A 26,155-nucleotide genomic window follows, 5' to 3' on the forward strand; every position below is an offset into this window, starting at 1 on the left:
GGGAGCGGGCTTGCCCGCGAAGCTTTTGACTTTCAGAGGGCCAACGGCGCCCGCTCACACAAAGCCGCCAATGCCTTGGCCCATTGCGGGTCATCGTTCAGGCACGGCACCAGCACCAACTCCTCCTCCCGCCTCGCGGAACTGTTCCTTGCCGCGATCGCCGATCTCTTCCAGGGTCTCGATGCAATCGGCGACAAACGCCGGGCACATCACCAGAATCTTCTTCACGCCGCTCTTGGCCAACTCATCCAGCCGCGCTTCGGTGTACGGCTCGATCCATTTTGCCTTGCCCAGTCGCGACTGAAACGACACCGACCATTTGCCATCCGGGATGCCCATGCGCTTGGCGAACTCGGCTGCCGTGCGCAGGCACTGGCCGCGATAACAGGTCGCAACCACTTCCGGCGGCGCACCGGCGCAGCAGTCACCGTGACCATCGAAGCGATGGCCCGGATTGAGTTTGGTCAGATGCCGCTCCGGCAAACCGTGGAAGCTCAGCAACAGGTGATCGTAATCCTGCAGCAAGTGCGGCCGGGCACTCGCCACCAGGGCGTCGAGGTATTCCGGCTGATCGTAGAACGGCTGCAACACCGACAGTTGTACGTCGAGTTTCTTCTCGCGCACCACCCGCTTGGCTTCTTCGATCACCGTGGTGGTCGTGCTGTCGGCGAACTGTGGATAAAGCGGTGCAAGCGTAATTCGCTTATGCCCTGCTGCCACCAGTTTGAGCAGCGCCGATTCGATCGACGGCTGCCCGTAACGCATGGCCAGTTCCACCGGGCCGTGGGTCCACTGTGACGTCATCTGCTGCTGCAGGCGACGACTGAGCACCACCAGTGGCGAGCCCTCCTCCCACCAGATCGACGCATAGGCATGGGCCGACTGCTCGGGACGCTTGATCAGGATCAGCGACACCAGCAGACGCCGCACCGGCCACGGCAGGTCAATCACGTACGGGTCCATCAGAAATTGATTGAGGTAGCTGCGCACGTCGGCCACCGAAGTGGAGGCCGGCGAACCCAGGTTGACCAGAAGCAAGGCGTGATCGGTCATGCAACGTCCTATTTCAGAGGCGGCTGGACAGATCGTCCAGGGCCGCACGTAAATCCGTGAACCGGAAACTGAATCCGGCTTCCAGCAAGCGTGCCGGCGTGGCCCGTTGACCACCCAGCAACAGCAATGACATCTCGCCGAGCCCGACCTTCAGGGCCAGGGCCGGCATCGGCATGAACGCCGGGCGGTGCAGCACGCGGCCCAGCGTTTTGGCAAATTCGCGATTGCGCACCGGCTTCGGCGCGCACGCATTATAAGGACCACTCGCCTGATCGCGGTGCAGAAGAAAATCAATCAGGGCGATTTGATCGTCGATATGAATCCAAGGCATCCACTGCCGACCATTGCCCAAAGGCCCGCCCAGCCCGAGTTTGAACGGCAGCAACAGGCGCGACAAAAAACCGCCCTCGGCCGACAGCACCAGCCCGGTCCGCACCAGCACTACGCGGATGTCCATCGCTTCGGCGCGCTGCGCGGTTTCCTCCCAGGCAATACACAACTGGCTGGCGAAATCGTCGACCACCGGTGGCGACTCTTCGGTCAATTCACGCTCGCCTCCGTCTCCGTACCAGCCCACGGCCGAGCCCGAGATCAGCAGTGAAGGTTTCTGCCCGCGATGTTCCAGCCACGCCAGCAACGTCTCCGTGAGCGTGATCCGGCTGCTCCACAGCAACGCCTTGCGCCGATGGGTCCACGGCCGGTCGGCAATCGGCGCGCCGGCAAGGTTGACGATCACGTCCACGGCTTCGTCGCCAAGGTCTTCCAGACGCGCGATACCACGCACTTGGGCGCCACAGATTTTCGCAACTTTTTCCGGACGACGACTCCACACGGTCAAACGATGTCCCTGACCCGACCAGTGCCGGCAGAGCTGACGTCCGATCAATCCAGTACCGCCGGTCAGCAATATGTGCATGACGTCTACCTCGCGTGGCGTTTTACTTCGATCACTAGTCTATTTTTATAAGCAGGGATCTTTTCTATCGGACAGGCTCTATTGTTTAACAATAGGCCAAGCTGTCAGAACGAAAACGCTGGAAATTATACCAAAAAACAAAATTGTACAGGTTTCATCCACGGCGTAGTCTGTACAGAAAGGTAAACGAGGCCCCTATGACTGTACCTATCGCAATCATTGGCACCGGCATCGCCGGACTCTCCGCCGCCCAGGCCCTCACCGAGGCCGGGCACACCGTTCAGTTGTTCGATAAAAGCCGCGGCAGCGGCGGGCGCATGTCGAGCAAGCGCAGTGATGCCGGCTCGCTGGACATGGGCGCGCAATATTTCACGGCCCGCGACCGGCGCTTCGTCACCGAGGTTCAGCGCTGGCAAAGCAACGGCTGGGTCGCCGAGTGGGCGCCGCAGCTCTACACCTATCACGGCGGACAACTGAACCTGTCGCCGGACGAACAGACCCGCTGGGTCGGCTCCCCGCGCATGAGCGCCATCACCCGAGGCTTGCTCGATGGCCTGGAAGTGCATTTCGCCTGCCGGATCACCGAGGTCTATCGCGGTGAAGAGCACTGGCACCTGCAAGACGCCGAGGGCTTCACTCACGGGCCGTTCAGCCATGTGGTGATCGCCACCCCGGCGCCTCAGGCCACGGCATTGCTGGCCGCTGCGCCGAAACTGGCCGGGGCCGCTGCCGGGGTGAAGATGGACCCGACCTGGGCCGTCGCCCTCGCCTTCGACACGCCGCTGGACACGCCCATCGAAGGCTGCTTCGTACAGGACAGTCCTCTCGACTGGCTGGCTCGCAACCGCAGTAAACCCGGACGCGACAACACCCTCGACACCTGGGTCCTGCACGCCACCAGCGCCTGGAGCCGGCAGCACATCGACCTATCCAAGGAAGCCGTGATCGAGCAGTTGCACGGCGCCTTTGCCGAGTTGCTGCACAGCGCCATGCCCGCACCGACTTTCAGCCTCGCCCACCGCTGGCTCTACGCCCGCCCGGCCACCAGCCATGAGTGGGGCACGCTGGCGGACGCCGATCTGGGGCTGTATGCGTGCGGCGACTGGTGCCTGTCGGGCCGGGTCGAAGGCGCGTGGCTCAGTGGCCAGGAAGCTGCACGCCGCCTGCACGAACACTTGCAGTGAACCGCATCAATCCGCAAAAACTGCTGCTGTCGAAATGGACAGCAGCCCTGCCGCAAAACCGTGAAAAGCACTTTCTGGTGACCGACCTGCTCCGCGACGAGAACGGCACTGTGCTGGAGATCGAAATGCAGGCCGTGCTGACCAGGCGTACCGCGCAACTGGACTGGCATGCATTGCAGGACGATGCGCAGTGGAAAATGGGTTGGCTATAGTTCTCGCCAAAATCTTGTACAAATAATTTGACTTGTACACCTTTGAATCTATGCTGAAGGAATGTTGTACAGAATAAATATTCTGTACAAATTCAGATTCGAGGTGCCGTCATGTCCGAACCGTCCCCACCCAAGATCGCCATCAGCGCCTGCCTGATGGGAGCCGAAGTGCGCTACAACGGCGGACACAAGGCATCACGGCTGTGCACCCACACTCTCATTGAATATTTCGAATTTGTCCCGGTGTGCCCGGAAGTCGCGATTGGCCTGGGCATTCCCCGCGAGCCGATCCGACTGGTGGGCGACCCGGACCATCCCCAGGCCCTCGGGACGGTTCACCGCGAAACCGACGTCACCGATGCGCTCTCCGCCTATGGCGAGAAAATGGCCACCGAGCTCGACGGCATCTGCGGCTACATCTTCATGCAGCAATCGCCATCCTGTGGACTGGAACGGGTCAAGGTCTATCACGCCAACGGCGCACCGATCGGCAGCGGACGCGGGATCTATGCTCAGGCCTTCTGCGCCCGACACCCGGACCTGCCGGTCGAAGAAGCCGGGCGCCTGAACGATCCGGTCCTGCGGGAAAACTTCATCACCCGGGTATTCGCCTACAGCGACTGGCAACAGGTGCTCGAACAAGGCCTGAGCCGCCGCGCCCTCACCGATTTCCACTCCCGTTACAAATACCTGCTGATGGCCCACAACCCGGTGCAATACAAGGCGCTGGGCAATCTGCTCGGCAATATGGGCCAAACCGATCCAGTGGAACTCGGCCCGCGCTATTTCAGCCAGTTGATGGCGGCGCTGACCACCTGCGCCACACGTCGCACCCACAGCAACGTGTTGCAGCACATCAGCGGTTACCTGAAACGGGCCATCAGCGCCGAAGACAAACAGGAAATGCAGCACGTCATCGGCCAGTACCGCCACGGCATCGTGCCGTTGGTGGTGCCGCTGACATTGCTCAAGCATCACTTTCGCCAACACCCCGATCCTTACATCGCGCAACAGGTTTACCTGCAACCGCACCCGGAAAACCTCAGCCTGCGAAACGCCATTTGATGAACGACTCACCCGACACCAGCGCCCGCGAAGACCTCGGCGCCGACTTCAAGAAAGCCCTCGACGAAGGCTGGCTGCCGATTCGCGAGGTGGCACGCCAGACCGGCGTAAATGCGATCACCCTGCGTGCCTGGGAACGTCGCTACGGGCTGATCGTGCCGCAACGCACGCCCAAGGGGCATCGGCTGTATTCGGCCGAACATGTACAGCGCATCCAGAACATCCTCACCTGGCTCAACCGTGGTGTGGCGGTCAGTCAGGTCAAACCGCTGCTCGACACACCACAAACCGTCAACGAGCCGCTGGAAAACGAATGGCAGCCCTTGCACCAGGCCGCGCTGCTGGCGGTCACGCAATTGAACGAGCGCAGCCTCGACGACAGCGTCAACCAGGCGATGGCGCTCTATCCGCCGCGAACCCTGTGTGAGCAATTGCTGATGCCGTTGCTGGCGGAACTCGAACAGCGCTGGCAAGGCCAGTTCGGCGCGCAGATGGAACGGGTGTTCTTTCACGCCTGGCTGCGTAGCAAATTCGGCGCGCGCATCTACCATAACAACCGTCAGTTACGCACAGCACCGCTGCTGCTGGTCAATCAGTCGGATTTACTGCTGGAGCCACACCTGTGGCTTTGCGCCTGGCTGATCAGCAGCGCCGACTGCCCGGTGCAGGTGTTCGACTGGCCGTTGCCGGCCGGGGAGCTGGCACTGGCAGTCGATCACCTGCAAGCCCGCGGTGTCCTGCTGTATTCCAGCAAAGCCATGAACCTTGCGCAGTTGCCGAAACTATTGAATGGCGTCGGTTGCCCAAAAATGATTGCCGGACCAACGGTGTGCATCCACCACGCCGAGTTGTCCGTAAGAACTTCCGAGATCGCTGATCTGTACCTGGCCGAAGATCCCTTGTCGGCACATCGGGCACTCCTTCAGCGTGGGTTGATTTAATGATTCGTGCAGAGAACACCATGCAATTGATCTGGCTGCGCAGCGACCTGCGCCAACATGACAACACCGCCCTGACGGCCGCCGCCGAGCGTGGCCCGACCGTGGCCGTGTACCTGTTGAGCCCCGAACAATGGCAGGAACATGACGACGCCCCGTGCAAGGTCGATTTCTGGCTGCGCAACCTGCGGGAATTGAGCAAGAGTCTCGGCGAACTGAACATCCCGCTGCTGATCCGCAGCGCCCCGCACTGGGATAAGGCCCCGGCGGTGTTGCTTGAGCTCTGTCGGCAGTTAAAGGTCGGAGCCGTTCACGTCAATGAGGAATACGGCGTCCACGAAAGCCGCCGCGATGCGGCCGTTGCCCGGGCATTGCAGGCCGAAGGCGTCGCCTTTCACAGCTATCTCGATCAGTTGTTGTTCAAGCCCGGCAGCGTACTGACCAGGACCGGCACCTACTTTCAGGTGTTCAGTCAGTTCCGCAAGGTCTGCTATGAGCGTCTGCATCGTTCGATGCCGTCCTTGATAAAGGCGCCGTCCGCACAGGCCCCGCTGAACATTGCCAGCGATCCGATACCCGATTCCATCGAGGGTTTCCCGACACCTGGCCAAGCGTTGCGCAACCTGTGGCCCGCCGGCGAAACCGAGGCCCAACGGCGCCTCGACACTTTCGCCGACGTGCAGATCGACTATTACAAAAGCGAGCGCGACTTCCCGGCCAAACCCGGCACCAGCCAGCTCTCGGCCTATCTCGCGGCCGGGGTGATCTCGCCGCGCCAGTGCCTGCATGCCGCGCTGCAAAGCAACCAGGGTGAGTTCGAAAGCGGCAAGGTCGGCGCGGTTACCTGGATCAACGAACTGTTGTGGCGCGAGTTCTACAAACACATTCTGGTCGGCTACCCACGGGTGTCCCGCCATCGCGCGTTCCGCCCGGAAACCGAAGCCCTGGCCTGGCGCGATGCGCCCCAGGAGCTGGCGGCCTGGCAGGAGGCACGCACGGGCCTGCCGATCATCGACGCGGCCATGCGCCAATTGCTCGAAACCGGCTGGATGCACAATCGCCTGCGCATGGTCGTAGCAATGTTCCTGACCAAGAACCTGCTGATCGACTGGCGCGAAGGCGAGCGTTTTTTCATGCGCCACCTGATCGACGGCGATCTGGCCGCGAACAACGGCGGCTGGCAGTGGAGCGCGTCGACCGGCACCGATGCGGCGCCGTATTTCCGGATTTTCAACCCGGTCAGCCAGTCGGAAAAATTCGACAGCGAAGGCCTGTTCATCAAGCACTGGCTGCCTGAGCTGGCCGGGCTGAACAAGAAAGAAGTGCACAACCCTGCAAACGCTGGCGGGCTGTTCGGCGTGGCGGACTATCCGCCGCCGATCGTCAACCTGAGCACTTCGCGGGAGCGGGCACTGACCGCGTTCAAGAACCTGCCCTCCCGTGCGTCTATCGGAGAAGGCCATGAGTGAATTCCTGCGCCGTTTCGCCCGCCAGTTTGCGCAGTTGAACAAGGACAACCTGCACAGCCTGGACGCGCTCTACAGCGAGGACATTCATTTCACCGACCCACTGCACGAGGTGCAGGGGCTGACGCAATTGCGCGACTACTTCAGCGAGCTGTACGCCAACGTCAGTGAACTGCGGTTCGACTTTCACGGTTTCGACCAGATCGGCGACTGCGAAGGTTACCTGCGCTGGGTCATGAGCTACCGCCACCCGCGTCTGGCTGGCGGGCGGTTGATTCGCGTCACGGGCTGTTCGCACCTGCTCTGGCGCGACAAGGTTTATCGCCACCGGGATTACTTCGATGCCGGGGCGCTGCTTTACGAACATTTACCGATATTGGGCCGGGTGATCGCCTGGCTGAAAAGGAGATTGGGATGAGTCGTACAACTCCACGCCGTTATTGGCTGACCGGCGCCAGCAGTGGCATCGGTGCGGCACTGGCTGAAGAGATTCTGAAAACCGGCGCGCACCTGGCGGTCAGTTCCCGTCAGATTGCACCGCTCAAAGTGTTGTCGCAGCGCTACCCGGGACAGGTGCTGGTGGTGCCGGGGGATTTGACCAACAGCCAGACCGTGCGGGAAATCGGTGAACAGATCGCGCTGGACTGGGGATCGCTGGACAGCGTGATCCTCAACGCCGGCACCTGCGAGTACGTCGATGCCCACCAGTTCGACGCCTCGATCGTCGAACACGTCGTACGCACCAATCTGCTTGCCAGCAGCTATTGCATCGAAGCCGCCCTGCCCCTGCTGCGCAAAGGCACCGCGCCGCATCTGGTGGGCATGGCCAGTTCCGTCACCTACGTGCCACTGCCGAGAGCCGAAGCCTACGGTGCGTCGAAGGCCGGGCTGCGTTATCTGTTCGAATCGCTGCGCATCGATCTGGCGGACGAAGGCATTGAAGTCACCATCATCAGCCCGGGTTTTGTCGATACGCCGTTGACGGCGAAAAACGATTTCCCGATGCCATTGAGCTGGCCTGTGGATAAAGCCGCACGCCACATCTTCGCCCGGCTCAAGGATCGCCCGCTGGAAATCGCCTTTCCGGCCTTGTTCATGGCGGCCCTGTGGCCACTGTCGAAATTGCCTGCACGGGTGCAACTGGCCATCGGCAAGCGCATGGTGCGCAGCAGCCCACCGCTGCGGGATATGACGTGAACATCGCCATCGTCGGCAGCGGGATCGCAGGCCTGACCTGTGCCTACCTGCTCGGTCGCCGACATGACGTCACGGTGTTCGAGGCCGGCGATTGGGTCGGCGGCCATACCCACACCGTACAAGTCACGGTGGATGGTCGCGAATATGCCGTGGACACCGGGTTCATCGTGTTCAACGACTGGACCTACCCGAACTTCATCCGCCTGCTCGGCCAATTGGGTGTGAGCAGCAAAGCCACCGAAATGAGTTTTTCGGTGACCGACCCCGATACCGGCCTGGAATACAACGGCAATAACCTCGACAGCCTGTTCGCTCAGCGCAGCAATCTGTTGTCGCCGGGGTTCTGGGGCATGCTGCGCGACATCCTGCGCTTCAACAAGGAAGCGCGGCGCGACCTCGCCGAACAGCGGATCGCCAGCGACACCACACTGGACGACTACCTCAAGGCCGGCGGCTACGGCGAGCGTTTCATCCTGCATTACATCGTGCCGATGGGCGCGGCGATCTGGTCGATGCCGATGGCCGAGATGCTGAATTTTCCGCTGCAGTTGTTTGTGCGGTTCTTCGAGAACCACGGTTTGTTGTCGGTCAGCAATCGCCCGCAATGGCGAGTGATCGAGGGTGGCTCCAGTGCCTACCTCGCACCGCTGACCGCGTCATTCAAAGAGCGGATCCGCGTGAACTGTCCGGTAAACCGGATCGAACGCAACGAACACGGCGTGGTTATCCACAGCCCCGTCGGCATTGAACACTTCGACAAAGTCGTGCTGGCCTGCCACAGCGATCAGGCATTGCGTCTGCTCGCCAATCCGAGCCGTGCCGAACGGGAGATTCTCGGTGCGCTGCCCTATGCCGACAACGAAGTGGTGCTGCACACCGACACCCGTCTGCTGCCGACCCGCAAGCGGGCCTGGGCCAGCTGGAATTATCGCCTCGGTGGAGCCGGCCATACCCAGGCAGCCGTCACTTACGACATGAATATCCTGCAGGGCATCCAGAGCGACACCACGTTCTGCGTCAGCCTCAACCAGAGCGCCGGGATCAGCCCGTCCAAAGTGCTTGCCCGTTTCACCTACGCCCATCCCCAATTCAGCCTCGCAGCGGTGGCGGCACAACAGCGCTGGGCCGAACTCGACGGAGCGCAGCACACCCATTATTGCGGCGCCTACTGGGCCAACGGTTTTCATGAAGACGGCGTGGTCAGCGCTTTACGCGTGGCCGCCGCGTTCGGAGAAAGCCTGTGAACAGCGCGCTCTACAGCGGCTGGATCGCCCACCGGCGATTCGCCCCGCGTCGGCATGAGTTCCGTTACCGGATCGGGCTGCTGTATCTCGACCTGGCCGAACAGGACGCCGTGCTGAACCTGTCGCCACTGTCCGGTGCGAGCCGCTTTGCACCGTTCTCGTTTCGCGAGACCGACTACCTCAAGACGTTCACCGGTCGCGGTGTGCGACTGATCGATGCGGTGCGCCTGCAGGTCGGTGCGGCCCTCGGTCATGAGCCACAAGGTTCGATCTGCCTGCTGACCCAGCCGCGAAGCTGGGGCCTGGCGTTCAACCCGGTGTGTTTCTTTTATTGCCACGAGGCCGACGGGCAACTGGCGGCGATTCTCTGCGAGGTCAGCAACACGCCATGGCGCGAGCGCTATCACTATGTGCTGCCGGCGCGAGCGCCGACCAGCGTGCGCGACTTCCACCAGCACTTCGCCGTTGCCAAGGCGTTTCACGTGTCACCGTTCCTGCCGCCGGATCTGGAATACCGCATGAGCTTCAGCCCCGCCGCGCAAACCCTGGGTGTGCACATGGCCGACTGGCAGGGCGAACGCAAGCTGTTCGACGCCACGCTCAACCTGAAACGCGAACCTCTTGATCGACGCAACCTGCACCGGCATCTGTGGCGCTTTCCGTGGATGACCGCGAAAACCGCCCTCGCCATCTATTGGCAGGCCCTGCGCTTGCTGCTCAAGCGTACCCCGCTGTTTCCCCATCGGACGGCTGACGACAGCTTTCGAACCGCCACTGCGTCTCCCGAGGAGCACCGCCATGAAATCCTCTAGCGTTTCGGCCAGAGCCGCCATCCCGTTCAGTACCCACGGCATCACCGGTTCGCTGCTGCGTCGCGGTGTCCTGCGTCAGCTCGCACAGCTCAAGCACGGGCAACTGGTGGTGATCGAGGACGGCGAACGCCAGGTCTTCGGCACACCGGGCAGTGCGTTGTTGGGCGAGATTCATGTCCTCGATGCAGCGGCCTGGGGCATGGTCGCGGGCAACGGCTCGATTGGCGCCGGGGAAGCGTTCATTCACGGCTATTGGAGCTCACCGGACCTGACCGCCGTGGTCCGCGTCTTCGTCAGCAACCTCGAAGTGCTCGACGGCATGGAGGGTGGACTGGCGAAAATCGGCCGGCCGCTGGTGCGCGGTCTGCACTGGCTCAACCGCAACACGCGCAAGGGCTCGCAGAAAAACATCGCCGCCCACTACGACCTCGGCAACGATCTGTTCGAGCAGTTTCTCGACCCGACCATGATGTATTCGGCGGCGCAGTTCCTCAGCCCCGACGACAGCCTGGAACAGGCACAACTGAACAAACTGGAGCGGATCTGCCAGAAACTTGCACTAGAGCCCGACGACCACCTTCTGGAAATCGGCACCGGGTGGGGCAGCATGGCGCTGTATGCCGCGCAGCACTATGGCTGCAAAGTCACCACGACCACCCTGTCCAAAGAGCAATACGCGTTCACCGCCCGGCGCATCGAAAGCCTCGGCCTGCAGGACCGGGTGACGCTGCTGCTCAAGGACTACCGCGACCTCACCGGCCAGTACGACAAACTGGTGTCGATCGAGATGATCGAGGCGGTCGGCCATCGCTTCCTGCCGACCTACTTCAAGCAATGCGCGCACCTGCTCAAGAGCAACGGCCTGATGCTGCTGCAAGCGATCACCATCCGGGACCAGCGCTACGAGCAGGCGAAACGCGGCGTGGATTTCATCCAGCGTTATATCTTCCCCGGCGGCGCCCTGCCCTGTGTGCAGAAGATGCTCGAAATTGTCAGCCGCGACACCGACATGAACCTGCTGCACATGGAAGACTTCGGCCTGCACTACGCCCGGACCCTGCGCCTGTGGCACGAGAATTTTCGCCACGCCCACGGCCGCCTGAGCGAATTGGGCTACGACGATTATTTCCTGCGGCTCTGGGAGTTTTACCTGTGTTACTGCGAGGGTGGATTCCTGGAACGCACCATCGGCACCGCGCAATTGCTGTTGGCCAAACCGGCGGCGATGCCGGCGCCACTGCTCGGACGTTTCGATGCTTGAGCGGATCGCCAACGCTGTTCTGTTCCAGATCGGCTGGCTGGCCTGCGTGCTCGGCGGCAACAGCCTGTGGTTGCTGGTGGCGCTGGCGGTATTGGTAATTCATCTGCGCTGGATCAGCAACTGGGCGGCGGAGGGCCGACTGATTCTCGGCGTGGTGATTCTGGGCACCGCCGTGGACAGCGGCCTGCGCGGTCTCGGGGTCTTTGAATTCAAGGATCTGTCGCCGCTGATTCCGCTGTGGCTGATGTTGTTGTGGGCACTGTTGGCCACGACATTGCGCCATTGCCTGCAATGGAGCGCCCGGCCATGGTGGCTGGCGAGTGTGCTCGGGGCCGTCGGTGGCGCGTTGTCGTATTGCGCCGGTGGACGACTGGCCGGGGTGCAGTTTCCCTATGGCGAGTTACCGACTTTGATCGGCATCGGCCTGTTGTGGGCGTTGCTGTTTCCGTTGTTGCACGTCTTGTCGAGACGCCTGGTGCAGTAATCGTCCGTCAGGGCTTTCACACGCGCACAGGTCACTGCCGTACACTGCGCCCATGAAAACCATTCCCCTCCAGCCAATCGACGAGCCCGCCGTCACCTGTTCGACTTGCGCGGCCTGCTGCTGTCAGCTCGAAGTCATGCTGATCACCGACACCGGCGTGCCCGAGCGTTATATCGATACCGATGAATGGGGTGGGGAAGTCATGCTGCGTCTGGACGACGGCTGGTGCGCGGCGCTGGATCGCGACACGATGATGTGCACGATCTACGAAAAACGCCCGCTGATCTGCCGCGAATTCGAGATGGGCGCGCCGGAATGCATCGACGAACGCCAGGGAATCGCCACGGCGTATCGTTGAATACAAAAAAGGAGCGCTTGGCGCTCCTTTTTCATGGGTGTTACAACGGCATCGTGTAGTGCAGCGAGTAGCTTTCTACCCCGTCGTTGTTGCTCGACATGCCGGCGTTGGAATAGTGGGTCGCGCGGATCCCCACCTCGTGCCCGCCATGGAAGCGCAGACCGAAACCGATACGGTCTTCGAACTGGAAGGCCTGGCCGATCTTGTTGCCTTCATATTCGGTGTTGGAGAACACCGCGGCGCCAATGCCCGCCTCGACGTAAGGCTTGATCGACTCACCGGAAAACTCGTAAACGAACACCGGCGAGAACGACAGGCTGTTGTTGCTGGAGCCCTTGTCGCCTTCCCAGTAGGTATAGGCGCCGCTCCAGTAACCGGTCAGGCGACCGACATCGCTTTGCAGCCAGCTCTTGTCCCAGTCGAAATTCATCCCCAGACGATAGGTCATCGTCGAATCGCTGGTGGCCCCAACCCCGAATTCCACGCCAGCGGCCTGTGCAGTAAAACTTTGCCCCATCAGTGCGGCCGCAATCGCGGCCAAGCAGAATAGTCGCTTCACTTGAAACATCCTTTTCCTAACGGTCGTATGGTTTTTAGTGTGCTTGACGCTTATAGAAATCGGCGCTTGAACAGAAGTTCAGCTGATTTTTCAGTTATGACACAACTTTTTTACATCGCGAAGCTTTGCACATCGCCGGGCGTTTGTCCCAGCAGCGGCAGGATGTTTTTCAAGGATTGCGGATCGGCGCTGGTCCAGAATCTGGCGGGGCGATTCTGACCCTCGGCAAGCAGATCTCGCTCGGCCAGCAGGCGCTGAAGTTGCCGGGCCACGGCGGCGCCGGTGTCGATCAGACTGATGTCGTCGGGGAGCATCGTCTTGAGCAGCGGCTTGAGGAACGGGTAATGGGTGCAGCCGAGAATGATCGTGTCGCAACCCGCGCCCAGCAGCGGTTCGACATAGCGGTGAAGCAGCTCGCGCAACTCGGCGCTGTGCAGGTCGCCGCTTTCGATCAGCTCCACCAGCCCCGGGCACGGCTGAGTAATGACCCGGATATCGGTGGCAAAACGGTCGAGCAAAGCCGCGAACTTCGCGCTCTGCAAGGTGCCGGTGGTGGCGAGGACGCCGACCACGCCGCTGCGAGTGGCGGCGGCAGCCGGTTTGACCGCCGGCTCCATGCCGACAATCGGCCAGTCGGGAAAATCACGCCGCAGATCGGCAACGCCGGCCACGGTCGCAGTGTTACAGGCGATCACCAGCGCCTTGGCGCCCTGCTCGCGGAAAAAACCGGCCATCACACTGCAACGCTGACGGATGAACTCCGGGGTTTTCTCGCCATAAGGAATGTGGCCGCAATCGCCGAGGTACAGCAGCGATTCATTGGGCAGCAGCTGCTGGATTTCCGCCAGCACCGACAGGCCACCGACGCCGGAATCGAATACGGCGATCGGCGCTTCACGCATGGTGCGAACCACAGACGCTGCATCCCGGATCACGCTTGACCCGCAGCTCACGGAATCGCGAGCCCAGTGCATCGATCAACAATAGGCGCCCCACCAGTGGCTCGCCGAAACCCGCCAGCAGCTTCAAGGCTTCCAGCGCTTGGAGGCTGCCGACCAGACCGACCAGCGGCCCGACCACGCCGGCTTCGCTGCAGGTCAGTTCGGCTTCGCTGCCGTGACCGTACAGGCAGTGATAGCAAGGGCTCGCGGCACGACGCGGGTCGAATACCGACAGTTGTCCTTCGAGGCGGATCGCCGCGCCGCTGACCAGCGGTTTGCGCGCAGCCACACACGCGGCGTTGACCGCTTCGCGGGTGGAGAAATTGTCCGAGCAGTCGAGCACCAGATCCACCGCTGCCACGGCGGCGGCGAGAGAATCCTCATCCAGTGCCTGACGATGGGGCACCAGTTTGATTTCAGGATTGATCGCGCTCAGGCGTTTGAGCGCCGAGTCGACCTTGGTCATGCCGACGCTGTCGGTGTCGTGGATGATCTGGCGTTGCAGGTTGGTCAGGTCGACCGTGTCGAAATCCGCCAGATGCAGCTCACCGACACCCGCCGCCGCCAGATACAAGGCCACCGGCGCACCGAGACCGCCGAGGCCGACGATCAGCACGCGGCTGTCCTTGAGCTTCAACTGGCCATCGATGTCGATGTGTTGCAGGAGGATCTGCCGACTGTAGCGCAACAATTCCTGATCATTCAGCACGGCAGGCGCCCCAGGCTGATCCGTTGATGGCCGCCCAGATCGGTGCGGCTGTGGACTTCTTCGAAACCTTGCGTCAGCAACAGATCGCGCACGGCTTCGGCTTGATCATAGCCGTGTTCGAGCATCAGCCAGCCACCGGCCTCCAGATGTGCCGGCGCCTGGGCGATGATCAGACGCAGATCGTCGAGCCCGTCGATGCCGGCCACCAGGGCGCTTTCCGGCTCGAAACGCACATCGCCTTCGACCAGATGCGGATCGGCAGCGCGGATGTATGGCGGGTTGCTGATGATCAGCTGGAATCGCTTGCCTTCGAGGGCACTGAACCAGTGACTGCTGAGCACCGTGGCATTGTTCAGGTGCAGACGCTGACGGTTGCGCTCGGCCAGAGCTACGGCTTCCAGCACGCGATCCACGGCGGTGACGTTCCATGCCGGACGTTCACTGGCCAGGGCCAGAGCAATCGCCCCGCTGCCGGTGCCGAGATCGAGAACCTTGGCCGGGGTCGCCGGCAGCAATTCCAGTGCGGCTTCCACCAGCAGTTCGGTGTCCGGACGCGGAATCAGCGTGTGCGGCGCGACTTCCAGATCCAGCTTCCAGAAACCCTGCTGGCCGAGAATATAGGCCACCGGCTCACCGCTGCGGCGGCGTTGCAGGTATTCGGTGAAGACCAGCACGGCTTCGCTCGGCACGATGCGTTCGGGCCAGGTGTGGAGAAAACTGCGGGACTTGCCCAGCGCCGCAGCGAGGAGCAGTTCGGCATCTAGGCGTGCGGTGGGCGAGTCCGGCAGTTCGGCGGCGCGCAACAGGCTGGCGATGATGGTCATTTATTCACCTATCGCTGCCAGTTGGTCGGCCTGGTATTCGGCCAGCAACGGTTCGATCACCGCTTCGACGCCACCAGCGAGGATTTCGTCGAGGGAATACAGGGTCAGGTTGACGCGGTGGTCGGTGACCCGGCCCTGGGCAAAGTTGTAGGTGCGGATGCGCTCGGAGCGGTCACCGGAACCCACCAGCAATTTACGCTCGCTGGCGATGGCGTTGGCCGCTGCGGTGGTCTGCTGGTCGTTGAGCTTGGCCGACAGCCAGGCCATCGCCCGCGCACGGTTCTTGTGCTGGGAACGTTCTTCCCGGCACTCGACCACGATGCCGGTCGGCAAGTGGGTGATACGGATCGCCGAGTCGGTCTTGTTGACGTGCTGACCACCGGCCCCGGAGGAACGGTAGGTGTCGACGCGCAAGTCCGCCGGGTTGATCTCGATCGCTTCCTGCTCGTCGGGCTCCGGCAACACGGCCACGGTGCAAGCGGACGTGTGAATGCGGCCTTGGGATTCGGTGGCCGGCACGCGCTGTACGCGGTGGGCGCCGGACTCGAATTTCAGCTTGCCGTAGACATTGTCGCCTTCGACCCGGGCGATGACTTCTTTATAGCCGCCGTGCTCGCCTTCGTTCTCCGAAAGGATCTCCACGCGCCAGCCGCGTTTCTCGGCGTAGCGCGAGTACATGCGGAACAGGTCGCCGGAGAAGATCGCCGCCTCGTCGCCACCGGTACCGGCGCGGATTTCGAGGAACACGTTGCGCCCGTCGTTGGGATCCTTGGGCAGCAGCATGCGCTGCAAGGTGGCTTCCAGCTCGATGAGTTGCTCTTTGGTTTCGCGCACTTCTTCCACGGCCATTTCGCGCATGTCCGGGTCGCCGTCCTTGAGCAGCGCCTGGGCGCCTTCCAGATCGGCCTGGGCCTTGAGCAGCTGTTTATAGGCTTCGACGACCGGCTCGACTTCGGCGTATTCCTTGGAATAGGCGCGGAATTTGGTCTGGTCGGAAATGACTTCGGCGTCGCCGAGCAGCGCCGTCAGTTCCTCGAAACGGTCCTGGAGGATATCCAGCTTATTGAGCAGTGACGCTTTCATTGCGGTTTATTATCCGAAAAGCTATCCGGTGAGCCCTCGAGGGCAAAGAGTTCCTGGGCCATGGCCAGCGCATCGAGGCGGCCTTCGGCAGAAAGCTTTTTCAACTGCACGCTCGGGGCGTGCAGGAGTTTATTGGTCAGGCCACGGGCCAGCTGGCCCAGCACGTCTTCGGCGTTGCCGCCGTTGGCCAGCAGACGCAGGGCCTTTTGCAGTTCTTCGTCGCGCAGGCGCTCGCTCTGTTGACGATAGGCCTTGAGCACGTCGACCGCCGCCAGCTCGCGCAGGCGCACCATGAAATCGTCGGCGCCGACCGAGACCATCTCTTCGGCGGCTTGCGCTGCACCCTGACGGCTCTTGAGGTTTTCGGCGACCACTTCGTGCAGATCGTCGACGCTATAGAGGTAAACGTCGTCGAGTTCGCCGACTTCCGGTTCGATATCCCGGGGAACGGCGATGTCGACCATGAAGATCGGCTTGTGCTTGCGCAGCTTCAGGGCGCTTTCGACGGCGCCCTTGCCGAGGATCGGCAACTGACTGGCGGTGGAGCTGATGACGATGTCGCTGCGCACCAGTTCGGCCGGAATGTCCGACAGCAATACCGCGTGGGCGCCGAACTGTTCGGCCAGCAGGCTGGCGCGTTCCAGCGTGCGGTTGGCCACCACGATACGCTTGACCCCCAGATCATGCAGATGGCGGGCGACCAGAGTGATGGTCTCCCCGGCGCCAATCAGCAAGGCCTGGCTGCGTTGCAGGTCGCTGAAAATCTGTTTGGCCAGGCTGACCGCGGCAAACGCCACGGACACCGGGTTCTCGCCAATGGCGGTGTCGGTGCGCACTTGCTTGGCAGCGTTGAAAGTCGCCTGAAACAAGCGCCCGAGCAGCGGCCCGATGGTGCCGGCCTCGCGGGCCACGGCGTAGGCCGATTTCATCTGGCCGAGGATCTGCGGTTCGCCCAGCACCAGCGAGTCGAGCCCGGAGGCGACGCGCATCATGTGACGAACTGCCGCATCATCTTCATGCACATAAGCACTCGCGCGCAGCTCATCGAGGCTTAAATGGTGATAGTCGGCCAGCCAGCGCAGCACGATATCGGCCGAAAGCTGATCCTGTTCTATATACAGTTCACTGCGATTGCAGGTGGAAAGGATCGCAGCTTCGCGGCTGTCGGTGAGTCGGCAGAGCTGCTGCAAGGCCTCCACCAGCTGCTCAGGGGTAAAGGCCACGCGCTCGCGGACGTCTACTGAAGCAGTCTTGTGGTTGATACCGAGTGCAAGGAAGGCCATTCAAGGTCGCTGATGGTGACGTGAAGCCGGCAATTGTCCTACTTCGTCAGATTCAGAACAACTACCGCTGACTATTGTCCCAATTGTCGGCCCCTATAATGGCCACAATCGAGACTCGGTTATGTTTGGCCGAAGGCTTGTGTCATGATGATCCGACCGCAGGTTAGTCGTCCTCTTCCTATATGAATAGATCTTCCGCGTTGCTCCTAGCTTTTGTCTTCCTCAGCGGCTGCCAGGCCTTGGCCCCCGTTTCGCACGATGGCACCTCATCGGTCGAAGACACCACGCCAGCCCCTGAAAAGCCCAAGGTTTACAGCTCGTTCAGCCAGGAAACGGTGTTCAGCCTGCTGAGCGCCGAACTCGCTGGCCAGCGCAATCGTTTCGACATTGCCCTGGACAACTACGTGACCCAGGCCATCAACACCCAGGACCCGGGTGTTTCCGAGCGGGCGTTCCGTATTGCCGAGTACCTGGGCGCGGATCAACCGGCGCTGGATACCGCACTGATCTGGGCGAAAAACGCACCTGATGACCTCGAAGCGCAACGCGCCGCCGCCGTGCAACTGGCACGCGCCGGGCGTTATGACGACTCGATGGTCTATATGGAGAAAGTCCTGCAGGGCAAGGGCGACACCCATTTCGACTTCCTCGCGCTGTCGGCCGCCGACACCGATCAGGAAACCCGCAACGGTCTGATGAAAAGTTTCGACCGTCTGTTGCAGCGCCACCCGCACAACAATCAGCTGATTTTCGGCAAGGCCCTGCTGATGCAGCAGGACGGCGACACCAAAGGTGCGCTGACCCTGCTCGAAGACAATCCGCCGGACGACGGCGAAATCGCCCCGATCCTGCTGCGTGCCCGCCTGCTGCAAGGGCTGAACCGTGGCGACGAGGCCCTGCCGCTGCTGCAGAAGAACATCAAGAAGTACCCGGACGACAAGCGCCTGCGCCTGACTTACGCGCGGATGCTGGTGGAACAGGACCGGATGGACGATGCCAAGGTCGAGTTCTCCACACTGGTCCAGCAATACCCGGAAGACGACGAACTGCGTTACTCACTGGCATTGGTCTGCCTGGAAGCCAAGGCCTGGGACGAGGCCAAGGGTTACCTGGAAGACCTGATCGCCCGGGAAAGCCACGTCGACTCGGCTCACTTGAACCTGGGTCGCATCGCCGAAGAACGCAACGACCCGCAAGGCGCACTGATTGAGTACGCCCAGGTCGGGCCGGGCAACGACTATCTGCCGGCACAACTGCGTCAGGCCGACATTCTGATGAACAACGGCAAGACCGCCGAAGCCCAGAGCAAACTGGCCGCCGAACGCGATGCGCAGCCGGATTACGCGATCCAGCTGTACTTGATCGAGGCTGAGACCCTGTCCGCCAACAACCAGGGCGACAAGGCCTGGAAAACCCTGCAACAGGCGTTGCTGCAATACCCGGACGATCTGAATCTGCTCTACACCCGGGCCATGCAGGCGGAAAAACGCAATGACCTGGCGCAGATGGAAAAAGACCTGCGCCTGATCATCAAGCGCGACCCGGACAACGCCATGGCGCTCAATGCCCTAGGCTACACCCTGTCCGACCGCACCACCCGCTACGCCGAAGCCAAGGCGCTGATCGAACAGGCACACCAGATCAACCCGGAAGATCCGGCGGTACTCGACAGCCTCGGCTGGGTGAATTTCCGCATGGGCAACCTGGATGACGCCGAGAAGTATCTGCGTCAGGCGCTGGAGCGTTTCCCCGATCACGAAGTCGCCGCTCACCTGGGCGAAGTCCTGTGGACCAAGGGTAACCAGCGCGAAGCCAAACAAATCTGGGGCAAGTTCCTCAAGGATCAGCCCGACAGCACAATCCTGCGCAGCACCATCAAGCGCCTGACCGGATCCGAGACTCTTTAACCCATGTTTTTGCGCCACGTCATCGTTTTCAGCTTCATCGCCCTGCTCGCCGGTTGCGCGGGTTTTGGTGCCCGCGAATCCGTCGAGGGCCATGGCAGCCCGGCACAATGGGCCGCGAACAAACAGCAACTGACCGGCCTCGACGGCTGGCAGATCGACGGCAAGATCGGCATCCGCGCCCCGAAAGATTCGGGCAGCGGCACGCTGTTCTGGCTGCAACGTCAGGATTATTACGACATCCGCCTGTCCGGCCCGCTGGGTCGCGGCGCAGCCCGTTTGACCGGTCGCCCGGGCAAGGTTTCGCTGGAGGTCGCCAACCAGGGCCGCTATGACGCGCAGTCGCCGGAAGTCCTGCTGGAAGAACAGCTGGGCTGGAAACTGCCGGTATCGAATCTGTCCTGGTGGGTTCGCGGTCTGCCGGCTCCGGCCAGCAAGAGCCGCCTGACCCTCGATGCCGACAGTCGCCTGGCCAATCTGGAACAGGACGGCTGGCAGGTCGAGTACCTCGGTTATGCCGAACAGAACGGTTATTGGTTGCCCGAGCGGATCAAACTGCACGGCACCGATCTGGACGTGACGCTGGTCATCAAAACCTGGCAACCGCGTAAATTGGGGCAATAAGCATGACCGCTCCACGCCTGACGCTGCCTTCTCCGGCCAAACTCAACCTGATGCTGCACATTCTCGGTCGCCGGGAAGACGGCTATCACGAGTTGCAGACGATTTTTCAGTTCCTCGACTACGGCGACGAAATCACCTTCGCCGTCCGCGACGATGGTGTGATTCGCCTGCACACCGAATTCGACGGCGTGCCACACGACAGCAACCTGATCGTGCGGGCAGCGAAAAAACTTCAGGAACAATCCGGCTGCGCCCTCGGCATCGACATCTGGATCGACAAGATCCTGCCGATGGGCGGCGGCATCGGTGGCGGCAGCTCGAATGCGGCGACCACCCTGCTCGGACTCAATCATCTTTGGCAGTTGGGCTGGGATGAAGATCGGCTGGCAACACTGGGCCTGACACTTGGAGCCGACGTGCCGGTGTTCGTCCGTGGCCACGCGGCTTTCGCCGAAGGTGTCGGCGAGAAACTGACCCCGGTCGAGCCCGCCGAACCGTGGTATGTCGTGCTCGTCCCGCAAGTCTCTGTTAGTACGGCAGAAATTTTTTCAGATCCATTGTTGACACGTAACACGCCGCCCATTAAAGTGCGCCCCGTTCCCGAGGGAAACAGTCGAAATGACTGCTTGCCGGTGGTAGCAATGCGTTATCCAGAAGTACGTAACGCATTGAATTTGTTAGGTAATTTTACCGAAGCAAAACTCACCGGAACTGGAAGTTGTGTGTTTGGGGGCTTCCCAAGCAAAGCTGAAGCTGATAAAGTCTCGGCCCTTCTGACAGAGACCCTTACAGGGTTTGTAGCGAAAGGAAGCAACGTTTCGATGTTGCATCGCAAGCTGCAAAGTCTGCTCTAAAGGAACCAAGTGCCCGGCACTTGCAAGCAACAGATACAGGGGCGTCGCCAAGCGGTAAGGCAGCAGGTTTTGATCCTGCCATGCGTTGGTTCGAATCCAGCCGCCCCTGCCATTTTCTATACTCATCCAGGTTACCCTCAGCCTCTAGGTACTGCGCGTGTCCAAGATGATGGTCTTTACGGGGAACGCTAACCCCGATCTGGCTCGGCGTGTCGTACGTCAGCTGCATATCCCTCTCGGTGACATCTCTGTCGGTAAATTCTCCGACGGCGAAATTACAGCCGAGATCAATGAAAACGTTCGCGGTAAAGACGTTTTCATTATTCAGCCGACTTGCGCTCCGACCAACGATAACCTGATGGAACTGGTAGTGATGGCTGATGCCTTCCGCCGCTCCTCGGCTACTCGTATCACTGCTGTTATTCCTTATTTTGGTTATGCCCGTCAGGATCGCCGTCCGCGTTCCGCACGTGTGGCTATCAGCGCGAAAGTCGTCGCTGACATGCTTACCGTAGTCGGCATCGACCGTGTTCTCACGGTTGATCTGCATGCTGACCAGATTCAGGGTTTCTTCGATATTCCGGTAGATAACATCTACGGCTCCCCGGTTCTGGTGGATGACATCGAAGATCAGCGCTTCGAGAACCTGATGATCGTGTCCCCGGACATTGGTGGCGTCGTGCGTGCACGTGCCGTTGCCAAGTCGCTGGGCGTGGATCTCGGGATCATCGACAAACGCCGTGAGAAAGCCAATCACTCTGAAGTGATGCATATCATCGGTGATGTCGAAGGGCGTACCTGCATCCTGGTCGATGACATGGTCGATACCGCCGGCACCCTGTGCCACGCGGCCAAGGCCCTGAAAGAGCATGGCGCAGCCAAGGTCTTTGCCTACTGCACACACCCTGTGCTGTCGGGTCGGGCCATCGAGAATATCGAAAATTCCGTGCTGGACGAGCTGGTGGTCACTAACACCATCCCGCTGTCCGCAGCAGCACAAGCCTGTGCACGTATCCGTCAACTGGATATCGCACCGGTTGTTGCCGAAGCGGTTCGCCGCATCAGCAATGAAGAATCGATCAGCGCGATGTTCCGCTAAGGGCCCTGCCCTTCTCGAAATGTCTCGTTGACGAAAAGCGCCCCGCCCCAACACTCATGTTGGGGCGGGGCTTTTTTGCCCATGCCGCTTTGACGTCGGTCGCAGACGTCGCCCGGACATGGCTATTTTGGAGATACAAAATGACTGATTTCATCCTGAACGCCGAAGCGCGTACCGACCTGGGGAAAGGTGCGAGCCGCCGCCTGCGTCGTCTCGCCAGCCAGGTTCCTGCCGTTGTCTACGGTGGTGACAAGGCTCCTGAGTCCATCATGATGCTGGCTAAAGAAGTAGCCAAGCTGTTCGAAGACGAGGCTGCTTTCAGCCACGTCATCCAACTGAACATCGGCGACGTCAAGCAAGACGTGGTTGTTAAAGCCATGCAGCGTCACCCGGCCAAGCAGTTCATCATGCACGCCGACTTCGTACGCGTTGTTGCCGGCAAGAAACTGACTGCCGTTGTTCCAGTGCACTTCATCAACGAAGAAGCTCCGGTCAAGAAAGGCGGCGAGATCTCGCACGTTGTTGCAGAAATCGAAGTTTCCTGCGAAGCCAAAGACCTGCCTGAGTTCATCGAAGTCGACCTGGCCAAAGCCGAAATCGGCACCATCATTCACCTGTCGGACCTGAAAGCTCCTAAAGGTGTTGAGTTCGTTGCTCTGGCACACGGCGATGACAAGGCTGTTGCCAACGTCCACGCTCCACGTGTTGCTCCAGAAGCTGCCGAAGGCGCTGCAGAGTAATCACTCTGTAAAGCCGGAGTGAACAGGTAACATCGCGGACTGGAACGTAGCGAGAAAGCGGGCGGGAACGCGGAGTTTACATCCATGGTAAATGAGCATTTTTCGTCCACTTTCGCCGCCTTCCCCGATCGCGGCGATGTTATCCACCACTCTCAAGGAAGGGCCCCTATCGTGACTGCCATCAAACTGATCGTTGGCCTGGGAAATCCAGGCGCTGAATACGAACAGACCCGGCATAACGCAGGGGCCCTTTTTGTTGAGCGCATCGCCCACGCACAGAATGTGAATCTCGTGGCTGATCGCAAGTATTTCGGCCTGACCGGGCGTTTTTCGCATCAGGGTCAGGATGTTCGTCTGCTGATTCCCACCACCTACATGAACCGCAGCGGCCAGGCCGTGGCGGCACTCGCCGGTTTCTTCCGCATCAAGCCCGAAGAAATTCTGGTGGCACACGACGAACTCGATCTGCCTCCGGGCGTCGCCAAACTCAAGGTGGGCGGCGGCCATGGCGGTCACAACGGGTTGCGCGACATCATTGCGCAATTGGGCAATCAGAATACGTTCCACCGCCTGCGGCTTGGCATCGGCCACCCGGGCGTCGCCAGTATGGTTTCAAATTTCGTCCTGGGTCGTGCGCCACGCGCCGAACAGGAAAAACTCGATGCCAGCATCGACTTTGCCCTCGGCGTGCTGCCGGATATCCTCGCCGGTGAATGGAACCGCGCGATGAAAAACCTGCACAGCCAGAAGGCCTGACTCTAATCCGAGGGGAAACACCATGGGATTCAATTGCGGCATCGTCGGCCTGCCTAACGTCGGCAAGTCCACCCTGTTCAACGCCCTGACCAAATCCGGGATCGCGGCCGAGAACTTCCCCTTCTGCACCATCGAGCCGAACAGCGGCATCGTGCCGATGCCGGATCCACGCCTGAATGCTCTGGCGGAAATCGTCAATCCGAAGCGCATCCTGCCGACCACCATGGAGTTCGTCGACATCGCAGGCCTGGTGGCCGGCGCGTCGAAAGGTGAAGGCCTGGGCAACAAGTTCCTGGCCAACATCCGTGAAACCGACGCCATCGCTCACGTTGTGCGCTGCTTCGAAGACGAGAACGTGATCCACGTTTCCAACAGCGTCGACCCGAAGCGCGACATCGAAATCATCGACCTGGAACTGATCTTCGCCGACCTCGACAGCTGCGAGAAGCAACTGCAGAAAGTCGCGCGCAACGCCAAGGGCGGTGACAAGGACGCAGTGGCCCAGAAGGCCCTGCTGGAGCAATTGATCCCGCACTTCACCGAAGGCAAGCCTGCGCGCAGCCTGATGAAGAACATGAGCGCCGACGAGAAGGCGATCATCAAGGGCTTCCACCTGTTGACCACCAAGCCGGTCATGTACATCGCCAACGTCGCTGAAGACGGTTTCGAGAACAATCCGCACCTGGACGTGGTCAAGGCCATTGCCGAAGAAGAAGGCGCCATGGTCGTTCCGGTCTGCAACAAGATCGAAGCGGAAATCGCCGAGCTGGACGACGGTGAAGAGAAAGACATGTTCCTCGAGGCCCTGGGCCTGGAAGAGCCTGGCCTGAACCGCGTGATCCGCGCCGGCTACGAAATGCTGCACCTGCAGACCTACTTCACCGCCGGTGTCGAAGAAGTCCGCGCCTGGACCGTCCGCGTCGGTGCCACCGCACCACAAGCCGCCGGCGTGATCCACACCGACTTCGAAAAAGGCTTTATCCGCGCCGAAGTGATCGCCTACAACGACTTCATCCAGTACAAGGGCGAAGCCGGTACCAAGGAAGCCGGTAAATGGCGTCTGGAAGGCAAGGATTACATCGTTAAAGATGGCGACGTGATGCACTTCCGCTTCAACGTGTAAAAGCTGCTCCCAAGAAAAAGCCGCGTTTGATACGCGGCTTTTTTGTGCCTGAAATTCAGCCTGTCAGGCCTTTTTGGTTCTTGGCAGAAAGATCGCCAGTACCCCGAACAACGGCAGGAACGAGCACAGGAAGTACACGTACTCGATGCCGTGAATGTCCGCCAGATGCCCGAGCAACGCCGCGCCAATCCCGCCAAAGCCGAACATCAGCCCGAAGAACACCCCGGCAATCATCCCGACATTGCCCGGCACCAGTTCCTGCGCGTACACCACGATGGCCGAGAAGGCCGAGGCCAGAATGAAGCCGATCACCACGCTCAGGACAGTGGTCCAGAACAGATCAACATGGGGCATGAGCAGCGTGAATGGCGCAACGCCAAGAATCGAAAACCAGATCACCGCCTTACGCCCGATCTTGTCGCCAATCGGCCCGCCGAAGAACGTGCCCGCCGCCACCGCGCCAAGGAACAGGAACAGATGCAGCTGAGAACTGGCCACCGACAGGTCGAACTTCTCGATCAGGTAGAAGGTGAAGTAACTGGTCAGGCTGGCCATGTAGAAATACTTGGAGAACACCAGCAACCCGAGCACCACCAGCGCGCTGACCACCCTGCCCTTCGACAGTCCATGAGTGGCAGCCTGACCGGCCTTGAGCTTGAACAGGTTCAGGTGATGTGCGTACCAGCGGCTGATGCGGTACAGCACGAACAGCGCAAACACCGCGAACAGCCCGAACCACGCCACATTGCCCTGCCCGAAGGGAATGATGATCGCCGCTGCCAGTAACGGACCGAATGCCGAGCCGGCGTTACCGCCGACCTGGAAGGTCGATTGCGCCAGACCGAAACGCCCGCCGGAGGCCAAACGTGCAATACGAGAAGCTTCCGGGTGAAAGGTCGAGGAGCCGATACCGATCAGCGCTGCCGCCAGCAGAATCAGCGGGAAACTGCCGACCATCGACATCATCACAATCCCGACCAGCGTGCACACGGAACCAGCCGGCAACAGCCACGGTTTCGGATGCCGGTCAGTGTGATAACCGACCCACGGCTGTAACAGCGAAGCGGTCAATTGAAAGGTCAGGGTAATCAGGCCGACCTGGGTGAAGCTCAAGCCGTAGTTGGCCTTGAGCATCGGATAGATCGACGGCAGCACTGACTGGATCAGGTCGTTGATCAAATGCGCCAGCGCCACCGCGCCGATGATGCGCATCACCAGTGGACTGCTTTGGGGAGGAGCGGACGCCGACGCAGCGGCGGTCTGAACGTTGCTGATAGCCATGGGAGTTTCCGTACAGCAGATGGGTGCACGCAGGCAGGTGCGTCAATGTGCCATTTTTCGGTGCGCCAGCGCCATCCCCTTAGCCAGCTAACGAACTATTCATCCATCGCAGTAAAAGTGATAGCGCAAAGCCATGGTCTGATTCTTGCCTTGCTTCTTCGCTTGAACGCGGCCCCCTTACAAAG

At 60.9% G+C, this 26,155-nt stretch carries 27 protein-coding genes, 1 tRNA gene and 1 pseudogene; 20 read left to right on the plus strand and 9 right to left on the minus strand.

Features of this window, described 5'->3' with window-relative positions; genetic code table 11:
* Nucleotides 1-32: 32 nt before the first annotated feature.
* Nucleotides 33-1,053: pseudogene (gene hemH / locus R1A29_RS23985) on the minus strand (ferrochelatase).
* Nucleotides 1,054-1,066: 13 nt separating this feature from the next.
* Nucleotides 1,067-1,969, minus strand: coding sequence for a TIGR01777 family oxidoreductase (locus tag R1A29_RS23990; RefSeq protein ID WP_438299761.1), 903 nt, complete (start codon nt 1,967-1,969; stop codon nt 1,067-1,069).
* 197 nt (nt 1,970-2,166) lie between these two features.
* Here R1A29_RS23990 and R1A29_RS23995 point away from each other — a divergent pair, with 197 nt between their 5' ends.
* From R1A29_RS23995 to R1A29_RS24050, 12 genes are all read left to right on the plus strand, one after another.
* Nucleotides 2,167-3,153 carry an NAD(P)/FAD-dependent oxidoreductase gene (locus R1A29_RS23995; RefSeq protein WP_248739366.1) on the plus strand — a complete coding sequence of 329 codons (987 nt, stop codon included), beginning with the start codon at nt 2,167-2,169 and terminating at the stop codon, nt 3,151-3,153.
* Nucleotides 3,150-3,365 (plus strand): TIGR02450 family Trp-rich protein, encoded by a 216-nt coding sequence (locus tag R1A29_RS24000; protein WP_438299762.1) that lies wholly within the window; start codon nt 3,150-3,152, stop codon nt 3,363-3,365. The genes R1A29_RS23995 and R1A29_RS24000 overlap by 4 nt, the downstream gene beginning before the upstream one ends.
* A gap of 111 nt (nt 3,366-3,476) precedes the next feature.
* Nucleotides 3,477-4,430: a YbgA family protein gene (locus R1A29_RS24005; RefSeq protein ID WP_438299763.1), complete on the plus strand. Its 954-nt coding sequence runs from the start codon at nt 3,477-3,479 to the stop codon at nt 4,428-4,430.
* A complete protein-coding gene (locus R1A29_RS24010) occupies nt 4,430-5,371 on the plus strand; it encodes a MerR family transcriptional regulator (protein ID WP_438299764.1) in 942 nt (313 codons plus the stop codon). The genes R1A29_RS24005 and R1A29_RS24010 overlap by 1 nt, the downstream gene beginning before the upstream one ends.
* Before the next feature lie 20 nt (nt 5,372-5,391).
* On the plus strand, nt 5,392-6,837 hold the full coding sequence (gene phrB, locus R1A29_RS24015) for a deoxyribodipyrimidine photo-lyase (RefSeq protein WP_438299765.1): 1,446 nt from the start codon (nt 5,392-5,394) through the stop codon (nt 6,835-6,837).
* A complete protein-coding gene (locus R1A29_RS24020) occupies nt 6,830-7,252 on the plus strand; it encodes a nuclear transport factor 2 family protein (RefSeq protein ID WP_085709303.1) in 423 nt (140 codons plus the stop codon). The genes phrB and R1A29_RS24020 overlap by 8 nt, the downstream gene beginning before the upstream one ends.
* Nucleotides 7,249-8,031: an SDR family NAD(P)-dependent oxidoreductase gene (locus R1A29_RS24025; protein ID WP_408987733.1), complete on the plus strand. Its 783-nt coding sequence runs from the start codon at nt 7,249-7,251 to the stop codon at nt 8,029-8,031. The genes R1A29_RS24020 and R1A29_RS24025 overlap by 4 nt, the downstream gene beginning before the upstream one ends.
* The gene (locus tag R1A29_RS24030) at nt 8,028-9,275 is read left to right on the plus strand and encodes an NAD(P)/FAD-dependent oxidoreductase (protein WP_438299766.1); all 1,248 of its coding nucleotides are present in this window, start codon (nt 8,028-8,030) and stop codon (nt 9,273-9,275) included. Before R1A29_RS24025 ends, R1A29_RS24030 begins: the two co-directional genes overlap by 4 nt.
* Nucleotides 9,272-10,087, plus strand: a complete 816-nt coding sequence (locus tag R1A29_RS24035; protein ID WP_438299767.1) for a DUF1365 domain-containing protein — start codon at nt 9,272-9,274, stop codon at nt 10,085-10,087. Before R1A29_RS24030 ends, R1A29_RS24035 begins: the two co-directional genes overlap by 4 nt.
* Nucleotides 10,074-11,348 (plus strand): SAM-dependent methyltransferase, encoded by a 1,275-nt coding sequence (locus R1A29_RS24040; protein ID WP_265813256.1) that lies wholly within the window; start codon nt 10,074-10,076, stop codon nt 11,346-11,348. The genes R1A29_RS24035 and R1A29_RS24040 overlap by 14 nt, the downstream gene beginning before the upstream one ends.
* Nucleotides 11,341-11,832: a DUF2878 domain-containing protein gene (locus tag R1A29_RS24045; protein WP_438299768.1), complete on the plus strand. Its 492-nt coding sequence runs from the start codon at nt 11,341-11,343 to the stop codon at nt 11,830-11,832. The genes R1A29_RS24040 and R1A29_RS24045 overlap by 8 nt, the downstream gene beginning before the upstream one ends.
* A 52-nt stretch (nt 11,833-11,884) precedes the next feature.
* Complete coding sequence (locus tag R1A29_RS24050) at nt 11,885-12,190, plus strand: YkgJ family cysteine cluster protein (RefSeq protein ID WP_114885496.1); 306 nt, start codon at nt 11,885-11,887, stop codon at nt 12,188-12,190.
* A gap of 40 nt (nt 12,191-12,230) precedes the next feature.
* Here R1A29_RS24050 and R1A29_RS24055 read toward each other — a convergent pair whose 3' ends face one another.
* The 6 genes from R1A29_RS24055 to hemA form a co-directional block, all read right to left on the minus strand.
* A complete protein-coding gene (locus R1A29_RS24055) occupies nt 12,231-12,749 on the minus strand; it encodes an acyloxyacyl hydrolase (RefSeq protein ID WP_248742730.1) in 519 nt (172 codons plus the stop codon).
* Nucleotides 12,750-12,859: 110 nt separating this feature from the next.
* Nucleotides 12,860-13,651 carry a glutamate racemase gene (gene murI / locus R1A29_RS24060; RefSeq protein ID WP_438299769.1) on the minus strand — a complete coding sequence of 264 codons (792 nt, stop codon included), beginning with the start codon at nt 13,649-13,651 and terminating at the stop codon, nt 12,860-12,862.
* Complete coding sequence (locus R1A29_RS24065; RefSeq protein WP_438299770.1) at nt 13,644-14,399, minus strand: molybdopterin-synthase adenylyltransferase MoeB; 756 nt, start codon at nt 14,397-14,399, stop codon at nt 13,644-13,646. The genes murI and R1A29_RS24065 overlap by 8 nt, the downstream gene beginning before the upstream one ends.
* Complete coding sequence (gene prmC, locus R1A29_RS24070) at nt 14,393-15,223, minus strand: peptide chain release factor N(5)-glutamine methyltransferase (RefSeq protein ID WP_438299771.1); 831 nt, start codon at nt 15,221-15,223, stop codon at nt 14,393-14,395. The genes R1A29_RS24065 and prmC overlap by 7 nt, the downstream gene beginning before the upstream one ends.
* A complete protein-coding gene (gene prfA / locus R1A29_RS24075; RefSeq protein WP_438299772.1) occupies nt 15,224-16,306 on the minus strand; it encodes a peptide chain release factor 1 in 1,083 nt (360 codons plus the stop codon).
* Nucleotides 16,303-17,589, minus strand: a complete 1,287-nt coding sequence (gene hemA / locus R1A29_RS24080) for a glutamyl-tRNA reductase (RefSeq protein WP_438299773.1) — start codon at nt 17,587-17,589, stop codon at nt 16,303-16,305. Before hemA ends, prfA begins: the two co-directional genes overlap by 4 nt.
* A gap of 182 nt (nt 17,590-17,771) precedes the next feature.
* Here hemA and R1A29_RS24085 point away from each other — a divergent pair, with 182 nt between their 5' ends.
* The 8 genes from R1A29_RS24085 (at nt 17,772) to ychF (ending at nt 24,689) form a co-directional block, all read left to right on the plus strand.
* Entirely contained in the window at nt 17,772-19,496 is a 1,725-nt protein-coding gene (locus R1A29_RS24085) for a tetratricopeptide repeat protein (RefSeq protein WP_085709292.1), read from the plus strand.
* A gap of 3 nt (nt 19,497-19,499) precedes the next feature.
* The gene (lolB, locus tag R1A29_RS24090) at nt 19,500-20,117 is read left to right on the plus strand and encodes a lipoprotein insertase outer membrane protein LolB (RefSeq protein WP_085709291.1); all 618 of its coding nucleotides are present in this window, start codon (nt 19,500-19,502) and stop codon (nt 20,115-20,117) included.
* Between the two features lie 2 nt (nt 20,118-20,119).
* A complete protein-coding gene (gene ispE, locus R1A29_RS24095) occupies nt 20,120-20,971 on the plus strand; it encodes a 4-(cytidine 5'-diphospho)-2-C-methyl-D-erythritol kinase (protein ID WP_438299774.1) in 852 nt (283 codons plus the stop codon).
* A gap of 37 nt (nt 20,972-21,008) precedes the next feature.
* Nucleotides 21,009-21,083 (plus strand) — tRNA-Gln (locus tag R1A29_RS24100).
* 45 nt (nt 21,084-21,128) lie between these two features.
* Complete coding sequence (locus tag R1A29_RS24105; protein WP_003171603.1) at nt 21,129-22,070, plus strand: ribose-phosphate pyrophosphokinase; 942 nt, start codon at nt 21,129-21,131, stop codon at nt 22,068-22,070.
* A 140-nt stretch (nt 22,071-22,210) separates the two neighbouring features.
* Nucleotides 22,211-22,810 (plus strand): 50S ribosomal protein L25/general stress protein Ctc, encoded by a 600-nt coding sequence (locus R1A29_RS24110; protein WP_438299775.1) that lies wholly within the window; start codon nt 22,211-22,213, stop codon nt 22,808-22,810.
* 171 nt (nt 22,811-22,981) lie between these two features.
* Nucleotides 22,982-23,566 carry an aminoacyl-tRNA hydrolase gene (pth, locus tag R1A29_RS24115; RefSeq protein WP_007951726.1) on the plus strand — a complete coding sequence of 195 codons (585 nt, stop codon included), beginning with the start codon at nt 22,982-22,984 and terminating at the stop codon, nt 23,564-23,566.
* Between the two features lie 22 nt (nt 23,567-23,588).
* On the plus strand, nt 23,589-24,689 hold the full coding sequence (gene ychF, locus R1A29_RS24120; protein WP_085709288.1) for a redox-regulated ATPase YchF: 1,101 nt from the start codon (nt 23,589-23,591) through the stop codon (nt 24,687-24,689).
* Nucleotides 24,690-24,752: 63 nt separating this feature from the next.
* On the opposite strand, the gene R1A29_RS24125 is transcribed toward ychF, so the two are convergent.
* The gene (locus tag R1A29_RS24125) at nt 24,753-25,970 is read right to left on the minus strand and encodes an MFS transporter (RefSeq protein WP_085733612.1); all 1,218 of its coding nucleotides are present in this window, start codon (nt 25,968-25,970) and stop codon (nt 24,753-24,755) included.
* Nucleotides 25,971-26,155: the final 185 nt, after the last annotated feature.

It is taken from the genome of Pseudomonas sp. NMS19W, from assembly GCF_051554255.1.
GTDB classification, from domain to species: Bacteria; Pseudomonadota; Gammaproteobacteria; order Pseudomonadales; family Pseudomonadaceae; genus Aquipseudomonas; species Aquipseudomonas kribbensis.

What these genes read in the sequence shown, in the direction of transcription:
- R1A29_RS23990 (WP_438299761.1), bottom strand. Translation starts at nt 1,969, where the DNA reads ATGCACATATTGCTGACCGGCGGTACTGGATTGATCGGACGTCAGCTC.
- R1A29_RS23995 (WP_248739366.1), top strand. Translation starts at nt 2,167, where the DNA reads ATGACTGTACCTATCGCAATCATTGGCACCGGCATCGCCGGACTCTCC.
- R1A29_RS24005 (WP_438299763.1), top strand. Translation starts at nt 3,477, where the DNA reads ATGTCCGAACCGTCCCCACCCAAGATCGCCATCAGCGCCTGCCTGATG.
- R1A29_RS24010 (WP_438299764.1), top strand. Translation starts at nt 4,430, where the DNA reads ATGAACGACTCACCCGACACCAGCGCCCGCGAAGACCTCGGCGCCGAC.
- phrB (WP_438299765.1), top strand. Translation starts at nt 5,392, where the DNA reads ATGCAATTGATCTGGCTGCGCAGCGACCTGCGCCAACATGACAACACC.
- R1A29_RS24020 (WP_085709303.1), top strand. Translation starts at nt 6,830, where the DNA reads ATGAGTGAATTCCTGCGCCGTTTCGCCCGCCAGTTTGCGCAGTTGAAC.
- R1A29_RS24025 (WP_408987733.1), top strand. Translation starts at nt 7,249, where the DNA reads ATGAGTCGTACAACTCCACGCCGTTATTGGCTGACCGGCGCCAGCAGT.
- R1A29_RS24040 (WP_265813256.1), top strand. Translation starts at nt 10,074, where the DNA reads ATGAAATCCTCTAGCGTTTCGGCCAGAGCCGCCATCCCGTTCAGTACC.
- R1A29_RS24045 (WP_438299768.1), top strand. Translation starts at nt 11,341, where the DNA reads ATGCTTGAGCGGATCGCCAACGCTGTTCTGTTCCAGATCGGCTGGCTG.
- R1A29_RS24050 (WP_114885496.1), top strand. Translation starts at nt 11,885, where the DNA reads ATGAAAACCATTCCCCTCCAGCCAATCGACGAGCCCGCCGTCACCTGT.
- murI (WP_438299769.1), bottom strand. Translation starts at nt 13,651, where the DNA reads ATGCGTGAAGCGCCGATCGCCGTATTCGATTCCGGCGTCGGTGGCCTG.
- prmC (WP_438299771.1), bottom strand. Translation starts at nt 15,223, where the DNA reads ATGACCATCATCGCCAGCCTGTTGCGCGCCGCCGAACTGCCGGACTCG.
- prfA (WP_438299772.1), bottom strand. Translation starts at nt 16,306, where the DNA reads ATGAAAGCGTCACTGCTCAATAAGCTGGATATCCTCCAGGACCGTTTC.
- hemA (WP_438299773.1), bottom strand. Translation starts at nt 17,589, where the DNA reads ATGGCCTTCCTTGCACTCGGTATCAACCACAAGACTGCTTCAGTAGAC.
- R1A29_RS24085 (WP_085709292.1), top strand. Translation starts at nt 17,772, where the DNA reads ATGAATAGATCTTCCGCGTTGCTCCTAGCTTTTGTCTTCCTCAGCGGC.
- lolB (WP_085709291.1), top strand. Translation starts at nt 19,500, where the DNA reads ATGTTTTTGCGCCACGTCATCGTTTTCAGCTTCATCGCCCTGCTCGCC.
- ispE (WP_438299774.1), top strand. Translation starts at nt 20,120, where the DNA reads ATGACCGCTCCACGCCTGACGCTGCCTTCTCCGGCCAAACTCAACCTG.
- R1A29_RS24110 (WP_438299775.1), top strand. Translation starts at nt 22,211, where the DNA reads ATGACTGATTTCATCCTGAACGCCGAAGCGCGTACCGACCTGGGGAAA.
- ychF (WP_085709288.1), top strand. Translation starts at nt 23,589, where the DNA reads ATGGGATTCAATTGCGGCATCGTCGGCCTGCCTAACGTCGGCAAGTCC.
- R1A29_RS24125 (WP_085733612.1), bottom strand. Translation starts at nt 25,970, where the DNA reads ATGGCTATCAGCAACGTTCAGACCGCCGCTGCGTCGGCGTCCGCTCCT.